The 4,469-nt window shown below is 46.1% G+C and carries 3 protein-coding genes; all 3 read right to left on the reverse strand.

The annotated features are described in order from the left end of the window. On the reverse strand, positions 1-183 hold a 183-nt coding region (locus BBBE_RS07435; protein ID WP_192812769.1), incomplete at its 3' end, for a hypothetical protein. Further along, positions 162-1,241: a hypothetical protein gene (locus tag BBBE_RS05505; protein WP_152023199.1), complete on the reverse strand. Its 1,080-nt coding sequence runs from the start codon at positions 1,239-1,241 to the stop codon at positions 162-164. The genes BBBE_RS05505 and BBBE_RS07435, both read right to left, overlap by 22 nt. Before the next feature lie 362 nt (positions 1,242-1,603). Then, positions 1,604-4,469 (reverse strand): hypothetical protein (locus BBBE_RS05510; RefSeq protein ID WP_192812770.1); only part of this gene is annotated, 2,866 nt, incomplete at its 5' end.

The following is a 4,469-nucleotide window of genomic DNA, read 5'->3' on the forward strand; positions in this document are numbered from 1 at the left end:
CGAGTGCGTCAACGTTCCACCCTTCTTCGCTTCCACTCCCACTCCAACATTTAAAATATCCACATTCGTTATCTTCAACATCTTCCCATCCATCCACACCCCCTTACCCTCCCTATTTCCACTCGTCCCCATAATCCTTACATCCGTCAAACTAGCCATCGTCACCCCACTCCCCACCTGCACCCCAAAATTCCCCTTCCCACCCTCAAACGTAACCGTCCCCCCATCATCTTCAACGTCCCATTAGTTGCCTCCACCCCCTTTTTGAACCCCTCAATCCCCACACTAGTCAACTCCACCGTCCCCGTTCCCCCCATCATTTGCACCCCAAAATTCCCCCCACTCTTTCCCATAATCTTCCCCTGCGTCATACTAACCGTCGCCCCACTTCCCGATACCATTATCCCCGTCCCACCCCCCTTAACCTCAATCTCCACCCCCATCCCCCCACTCCCCACAATCTTCAACCCCATCACAGTAGCATCAATCTTCCCCGCCCCATCCATCTGTATCCCATCAGCCCCCGTTCCATTAACAGTCATCGTTACCGTCTTCCCACTCCCCACTCCCATCACAGTAGCCTTCCCCGCCCCATCCCCCGTAATTTGTATCCCCGCTCCACCAACACTATTAAAAGCCACATCCCCCATCATATTTACCATCCCCCCATCATTAATTTTCACCTTCACCTCTTCAATCCCCGTCACCTTTTCTCCCAAAACAACCATCCCCCCATTATTAACCTGTACCCCCTCAAACCCTGTCAACACCCCATTCAACGTAACAGAAGAGTTTTCACCATCAACCACTATCTCCTTTTTTATCGTCGCCCCCCCAACATCAACATCCTCATTCAACGTCAGCTTCCCTCCACCATACACCTTAATCACCGGTAGACCACTCCCCCCCGACCCCTTAACCGTTATCTTCTTCATTATCGTAATATTCGTCCCCGACCCCCTCACCGTCACAGCAGCACCAGCAGACTTACCAGGGCCCGTATCCATATTTATCTTTATATCCCCACCACTAGTACTACTCAGCGTCCTTGTCACATCACCATCACACACAATCGGCCCAACATTATCATTAATAGTTTTAGCACCACCACCACCACTACTCCCACAATTTTGATTGGCATACGCCTTTGAAGTATGAGATGTTAGAGCAAGCCCAGCCATAAGAGCGGTTGAGACAACACATAAATAAACATGATGTTTAAAAACACAACGCATAACCATAACCCACATGTTCCCCTTTAACCTGTCAGGTTAAACGAGACTAAACTATTCTAAAAAAAGAAAACTAAAACTAAACCATACTAAAATGGCTTAAAACCCCATAAAATCCTCCCAACTCTAACCCTTACCTAAAAACATCATACCCTAATATAAAACACTCTTAACACCCACAAAGCCAAAACACACATCTTCAAACAACAAACAAAACACACATAAAATCAAAACATCAAACAAAGCGCCTAGACCTTAAACCATGACCTAAACCCATAAACAAAAAAAAATCTCTAAAACTAATAAATACGCTAAAATATAGAAACACAGCTGTAGAACATTGCTACCCATATAAGTCATTCTGGCACTCTTCAAAGCACCACCCTGGTTAAATTAACCCCATAATCTTCTGTAAAGCTCACCGAAGAACTAATCATAGTCACTTGAGCATTTTGAATAGTGACTCCTGTGCTAACCTTTTTCACATTTGTACCAATCAACCACGCCTTTCCCCCATTTGCTATTTTTATTCCTTGAGCTTTTCCTGTACCATTTCCGTTAATTATCACACCTACTGCTTTAAGTTTCGCACTTTTTCCCTCAACCATGATGAACTCTGTATTATTATTACTGGTGGAGTTCATTTGCACATTACTTAAAAGGACTCTTCCCCCCTTCATCTTCAGCCCATACTCTCCCCCAAAATTAATCACCCCATTTTTCATCCACAACGACCCGTCTTGAATGGTTATTGCCTCTTTTACACCTGTTATATGTGAGTAATCGAGCATCACATACCCACCATCAGTCACATGAACACCCTGTGTTTTATTATTTCCAATGACCATAACCTTTATAGCAGCAAAATTTGCACCTTTACCTTTGACTTTGATGAAGTTTGTAGCCTGAGCGTTTTTAGTTGCCTTGCTACCCTCATATTTCATAATCACCCCCTTTAACAAAGCATACCCCGTATGGAGACTAATACCGTGCTCTCCGTTAAACGTCATCCACCCTTTTTTCATAGAGAATTCCCCATTAATAACAGTTATACCGCTTTTCACCTTGCTAAAAATCGCATTTTCTAACACGACCCTTCCCCCATTAGTAACAGTCACCCCATTGCTCATCTTGTTAAAAATCGCATCATCTAACACGACCATTCCCCCGTCAATTACCCTTATCCCGTGTGCCTTTTCATTTCCATTGATTCTGATGCCCCTACCTCTAATCTCTGCTAAATTTTTAGCATTTCCTGCACCATAGACCGTTAAGAAAGTACTGTCTGGATTATTCCCCGTATAAGTCATAATAACACCATTTAACAAAGCATGGCCCTGATTAAGATAAACACCGTACTCTCCCTTAAAATTGATCTCCCCCCCCTCCATATGGACAGCACCTTTTGTGATAGCCATTCCATTGTAGATGTTTGTATAATTTGGCCTAATCAACACGACCCGTCCGCCGTCAACTACCCTCATTCCCTGCCCATAACCATTTCCATCGATCGTGAGATGTGATGCAACAACCACAGCATTTTTTTGTACTTTACCCGTCTTTTCCATAGCATTTGTAGTGTCCTCTCCCACAATCCTAATGAATTCAGCTTTGTTGTTGTTACCCGTATAAGTCATTTTGACCGCTATTAAAGCAGCCATACCCTGGTTAAGATAAACACCGTAATCTCCCTTAAAATTGATTTCCCCTCCCTCCATATGAACAACCCCATCTTCGACACTCACCCCCTTATAGACATCCCTCAACTTTGTATCAACCAACCACACCGCACCTCCATTAGTCGCCTCTACCCCCGTCCCAACATTTGACATCTCCCCCCCTTTTATCGCCACTGTTCCCATGAGCGCCTTTACCGCCACCTCTGTCTCATGACCTTGCCCTGTAATTCTGACATCCTTTAAAGCAGCATCTCCCCCTATGAGACTGACACCGTAATCTCCATTAAAAGCCACCGATCCCTTGTGCATTATCAGCTTCCCATTTATCACCCACACCCCCGTCCTAACCTCTGAAATCCGCACCTCCTTCATCATCACCCCTCCCATCCCCGTTGCATACACCCCCGTACCCTTATTACTAGGTCCTGTAATTCTGACATTCTTTAAAGCAGCAGTACTCTTTGAAAGACCTATACCATAATTTCCCATAAACCCAATTTCCCCTCCAAACATACGAACAATACCTTCTGTAATCGTCATCCCCTTATGAACATCTCTTATATTTGTCCCGAACATATCGACCCTTCCCCCACTAAGCTTGATACCTGTTTTTCCTGTTCCACTTCCCTTGATAGTGACCCCTCCTAAAAAAGCAACCCCACCCTGGTTAAGACTGATCCCGTAATCTCCTATAAACCCAATTGACCCTCCTTTCATCGCTAGTATCCCCCCCTTCGCCTCCACCCCCTCACTAACATTTGAAATATTCACCCCACTCATCCCCAATGTCTTCCCATTCATGACCACCCCCCTACTTCCTGACCCACCCCCCCTAATCATCGTCCCTGTGATAGTAGCCGTTGCCTCCTTCCCCACATATACCCCCACTCCATACCCTTTCACCCCCTTCCCTGTAACCGTAATCGACCCCCCATCCATCACCAACCTCCCCTTCACCCACACCCCCTCACTAACATTGGAAATCTCCACCTTTGTCAACCTCATCATCTTTGTCTCCATCATCAACACCCCCTGTCCACTCCCCTCTCCTGTAATCGTCGTCCCCGTGATAGTAGCCGTCGCTGTTCCCCACACCCCTATTCCGTAATCTTTCTTAAACCCAATCTTCCCCTTGTTTATCGTCAACGTTCCACCCTTCTTCGCTTCCACTCCCACTCCAACATTTAAAACATCCACATTGGTCATCTCCAACGTCTTCCCATCCATAATCACCCCCTTACTTCCCTCTCCATTTCCACCCGTCCCACTCCCCGTCCCCACAATCCTTACATCCGTCAAACGAGCCGTCACCTCTCTCCCCACCTTCACCCCATAATTCCCGGCCCCATTGTTAAACGTAATCCTCGAGTGCCCATTTATCGTCAAATTCCCCGCTACTGCCTCTACCCCCATTTTAACCTTTGAAATCTGCACTCCACTTATCGTCACTGTCCCCTCCTTCATCCACACCGCCTTCTCAACATTTGAAATCGTCACATCAGTCATCTTCAACGTCTTCGAACTCTCCATCCACACCCCCTTCCCATCCCCACTCCCC

Origin of the sequence: Bartonella bovis 91-4, assembly GCF_000384965.1 — a bacterium.
GTDB classification, from domain to species: Bacteria; Pseudomonadota; Alphaproteobacteria; order Rhizobiales; family Rhizobiaceae; genus Bartonella; species Bartonella bovis.